This is a genomic window from Ligilactobacillus acidipiscis DSM 15836 (genome assembly GCF_001435755.1).
Lineage (GTDB): Bacteria > Bacillota > Bacilli > Lactobacillales > Lactobacillaceae > Ligilactobacillus > Ligilactobacillus acidipiscis.
Genome location: NZ_AZFI01000172.1, coordinates 1 through 3,977, shown reverse-complemented (window position 1 = coordinate 3,977; position 3,977 = coordinate 1). Strand labels below are relative to the sequence as shown.

Annotated in this window: 3 protein-coding genes and 2 pseudogenes; 3 read left to right on the top strand and 2 right to left on the bottom strand. The window is 37.2% G+C overall.

What is annotated here, in order from left to right:
* Positions 1 to 20: 20 nt before the first annotated feature.
* Positions 21 to 335 carry an aldehyde dehydrogenase family protein gene (locus FC65_RS09270; RefSeq protein ID WP_056972456.1) on the bottom strand — a complete coding sequence of 105 codons (315 nt, stop codon included), beginning with the start codon at positions 333 to 335 and terminating at the stop codon, positions 21 to 23.
* A 261-nt stretch (positions 336 to 596) separates the two neighbouring features.
* Positions 597 to 1,503 (bottom strand): annotated as a pseudogene (locus FC65_RS12855) (AEC family transporter).
* A gap of 379 nt (positions 1,504 to 1,882) precedes the next feature.
* Here FC65_RS12855 and FC65_RS09255 point away from each other — a divergent pair.
* From FC65_RS09255 to FC65_RS12570, 3 genes and pseudogenes are all read left to right on the top strand, one after another.
* Complete coding sequence (locus FC65_RS09255) at positions 1,883 to 2,284, top strand: hypothetical protein (protein ID WP_056972452.1); 402 nt, start codon at positions 1,883 to 1,885, stop codon at positions 2,282 to 2,284.
* Between the two features lie 224 nt (positions 2,285 to 2,508).
* Positions 2,509 to 3,077, top strand: a pseudogene (locus FC65_RS12575) (aldehyde dehydrogenase family protein); the annotation flags it as partial.
* 1 nt (position 3,078) lies between these two features.
* On the top strand, positions 3,079 to 3,870 hold a 792-nt coding region (locus tag FC65_RS12570), incomplete at its 5' end, for an aldehyde dehydrogenase family protein (protein WP_235803123.1).
* Positions 3,871 to 3,977: the final 107 nt, after the last annotated feature.

Below are 3,977 nucleotides of genomic sequence, written 5' to 3'. Positions count from 1 at the left end.
CAACGAAAAGTATGAATAATTCAGGTAGAATTCTCAACTTCTCCAAGAGCGGCAGAATATACTTTACCCTGTTCTTGTTGATAGATCCTAGCAATTTCTTCCTTATTTTGCTCTAATTGAGCAGCTAACTGCAACACAATATCTGCGCGCTTGACCCGGTTGACGGCTGCCCAAGACTTTTGTGCTTGAACCGCACCAGCAACAGCATCCTTGACATCTTGTTCATTACCCTTTGCAACTTCACCGATTAGCTTATTGTTAGCCGGATTCAAAACTTCAATGGTCTCGTTTGAGTGACTTTCGACAAATTTACCATCAATAAACTGTTTAGACATACTCAAAATTCCTCCTTTGAAATAAACAGCGGAGAAAAGCCGGGGGTAACGATCGGTATCCGCAATCAAGTAAGATACGCAACACATAACTCCACTAACTTAACTTTTAAAAAAACTGCTAATGCTTCCGCTTTTCTCCTAGATAATAAAACTATCACTTTTATCTAGCGTCAGTGTCCAATAATGTTGCTAAATTGTCAAACAAAATGCTGTTAAATAACCCGTGAAGATCTTAACTAACCTTGAGATAAATTATTTGTTTTAAAAAACTGCTTTTGCAATCAAATAAATAATCGGTAAAACAAAAATAAACAGGACCGTTGTTAACACAACTAAATCATTTCCCAGCTTAGCATTTGCGCCCTTTTGCGCAGCCAAAACCGGTAAAATCGCCATCGTCGGGGTAGCTGATTGAACTAGCCAAACCTGACTGTCCATTGACGTTACTAAACCAGGGAATAAATGCCTTGTTGCTATAATTGTGACATACATCAATAAGGGCCCCAGAATAAATCTGCCAATTATCCCCAAAATCTTAGCTTTGTTGAGTTGCAAGCTCCTTAATAAGCCTGCACTATAAAGCATCATCCCACTATATAACAGTGCCAAAGGAGTAACTAATGCCCCTAATAGCTGAGTAGTATTCATCACAAATAATGGCATACTAAGGGCCCACTGCAACCACAACAAAACTAACTAAAAAAGCTAATAACGGCGGTGATTTAAGCAGTGCCAACAAATTAAACTTTTCTATTTTACTCTTGTGATCTACATCTCGTTTACGTGGTTCGATAAAATATTGTCCAAATGACCAAATAGAAACATTATTAGTCAGAAAATAGACTAAGAAACTCGCTAAACCTGCTTGACCAAATAAAATATTATTAATGGCTAAGCCAATAAATGTTGTATTGGGGTTAACACTAGCATTAATGAATACCCCGCGATCTCCTTCTTCAAAAAGCGGTAAACGGGTGAGTAACCAACTTACCAGATAATTTAATAGTGTTGCCGCTATTGGGACCAATACTTTTTGAAATAAGGTCAATAAACTGTTCTGAGAAATATTCGTCAAAACTGAATAAAATATAATTGCAGGTAAACTGATCACAGTGATGACCTTGGAAACATCCATCGAAAAATAGTCTGTCACCAAATTCAAACGCATTAATAGAAAACCAATTATCATAATGATCAATAAGACGACCACGCTTTGTAAAGCTTCAATGATCAATGACACAATTTTTCCAACTCCTATCGTCAAATTCGTTTTCTAGGTTATACCAAAACAGCTATATCTTCAACGCCAAGAACTTGATCAAAAAAACTATGATTTTTACACCCCCATAATTTCTTCTTTTAATAAAGTAAAAAATTCAACTTTTATTTTTGAAATTTTAAAATAGCTATATATGCCTAAATATGATATATTTAAATGTAGTAAGCGGATTCAAACACAGTATAAATTTTTCTGCATTACTTCATTTTCACTTGCCAGTTTAATTGTTTGATTAATATTTAAATTATAAAGAAAAGAAGTGATCAATATGAGAGAGGCTGTTCAAAGCATTAAAAATATGCAAACAGACTTGGAGCGGATCCAATCTAAATTAGAGAGACTGAGCAGTACTTTAAAATTCGAACAACGGTCTTTAAATGCTCCCTTAGAAAAGATCACGTCAGATTTAGATTCAATGCTGGATTTAGGATACGATATTCTTTTGATAGAGCAAGGTGACTATTCAACTGCAGCCAATGATCTAACTTTTACAGATCAATTTATTGATTTGATCATCTCTCACCTGATGCACTTGCAAAAGAGCGCTAAAGTTCGGCTGACACGCCAACAAGATGATATGATCAGCAACATCAATAAACAATTGATGCATGTCCAAGGATCCTTAATGATCGTCTTAAATAACTTTAACAAAAACGCTGAAAACAACTAAGTAAGCTGCCTTTAAATGCTTTTTTCTGCATGACCCAGATAAAAAAGCACTTTTAACAAAAATAGAATTAGCATTTTCCACATCAACAATAACTCTACAATTTACGTGATCTATAGAACAGAACGTAATTATTGAGAGTTATTTTTTGCATCTTAATATGATCATGTTATATTAGGTTAGAAAACGGTTTATTTATAGTCGTTAAAAATAAGGAGTGAGAATTTATGGCTTATAAAACAACTTATCCATTTACAGGTGAAGTTCTCAAGAAATATGACAACGCAACTGACGCTGACTTAGAGCAAGCCTTAGAAACCGGTCATCAACTCTATCAAACTTGGCGTAATTCACCTGTGGCTGAGCGTGCACAAGATTTACAAAAAATCGCCGATCTAATGAAAGACAGAAAAGAAGATTTAGCTAAAGCCATGACTTACGACATGGGCAAACTTTTAACTGAAGCACAAGGTTAAGTTGATCTTTGTGTTGGCATCGTAGAGTACTATGCTAAAAATGGCGAAAAATTCATGGCATCAGTTCCAGTAGAAAGCCCTGCCGGTCGCGCCTACTATGCAAAACAGTCAACTGGTGTGATCGTTGCGGTAGAACCGTGGAACTTTCCTCTTTACCAGGTAGTTCGTGTATTTGCGCCAAATTTTATCGTTGGTAACCCAATGATCTTAAAACATGCTTCGATCTGTGCGACCTCTGCACAAAAATTTGCAGACCTGACACTAGATGCTGGAGCTCCTAAGGGTGCTTTAACCAACTTATTTATCAGCTATGATCAAGTNATTCACGATCCGCGTGTCGCCGGAGTCTGCTTGACAGGCTCAGAACGCGGCGGTGCTGCAGTTGCTAAGGAAGCTGGAGCTGCTTTAAAGAAATCAACTTTAGAACTTGGCGGTAACGATGCATTTATCGTTTTAGATGATGCTGATTTTGATGAAGTCAAGAAGGTTTCTCCTGGGGCACGTCTGTACAACGCAGGGCAAGTCTGCACATCTTCTAAACGTTTTATCGTTATGGCTGACAAATATGATGACTTTGTAGAAAACTTAAAGAATGCATTTTCTAAGGCTAAAATTGGTGATCCCATGGACCCAGAAACCGTAGTTGCCCCGCTTTCTTCCAAGAATGCGCAAGAGAAATTGCAAAAGCAAGTGGATTCAGCAATTGCAGGCGGCGCTACATTAGTCTATGGTAATGAACCGATCAACGGCGAAGGATTCTTCTTCCAACCAACAATTTTAACTAATATCAGCAAGGACAATCCCGTTTACAACCAAGAAATGTTTGGCCCAGTTGCTGTTGTCTACAAAGTTGATTCCGAGCAAGAAGCAATTGATCTTGCAAACGACTCTAGTTACGGACTTGGTAACACGATCTTCTCAAGTAATTGTGAGCATGCTCAAGCAGTTGCTGAAAAAATCGAAACAGGTATGTCATTCATTAACTCAGGATGGACATCGCTTCCTGAGTTACCTTTCGGCGGAGTCAAGAACTCTGGTTACGGTCGTGAATTAAGTGAATTAGGCTTTGACGCATTCGTTAACCAGCACTTAGTTTTCGAACCTAATAATTAATAAAAGTTATTTATTCTCAATTGTTGCTAATAATAAAAATGGATACTGTCCAGTTATCAGACGGACGATATCCATTTTTTTTAGGTTCTTTATCAAGTGGTACTGAT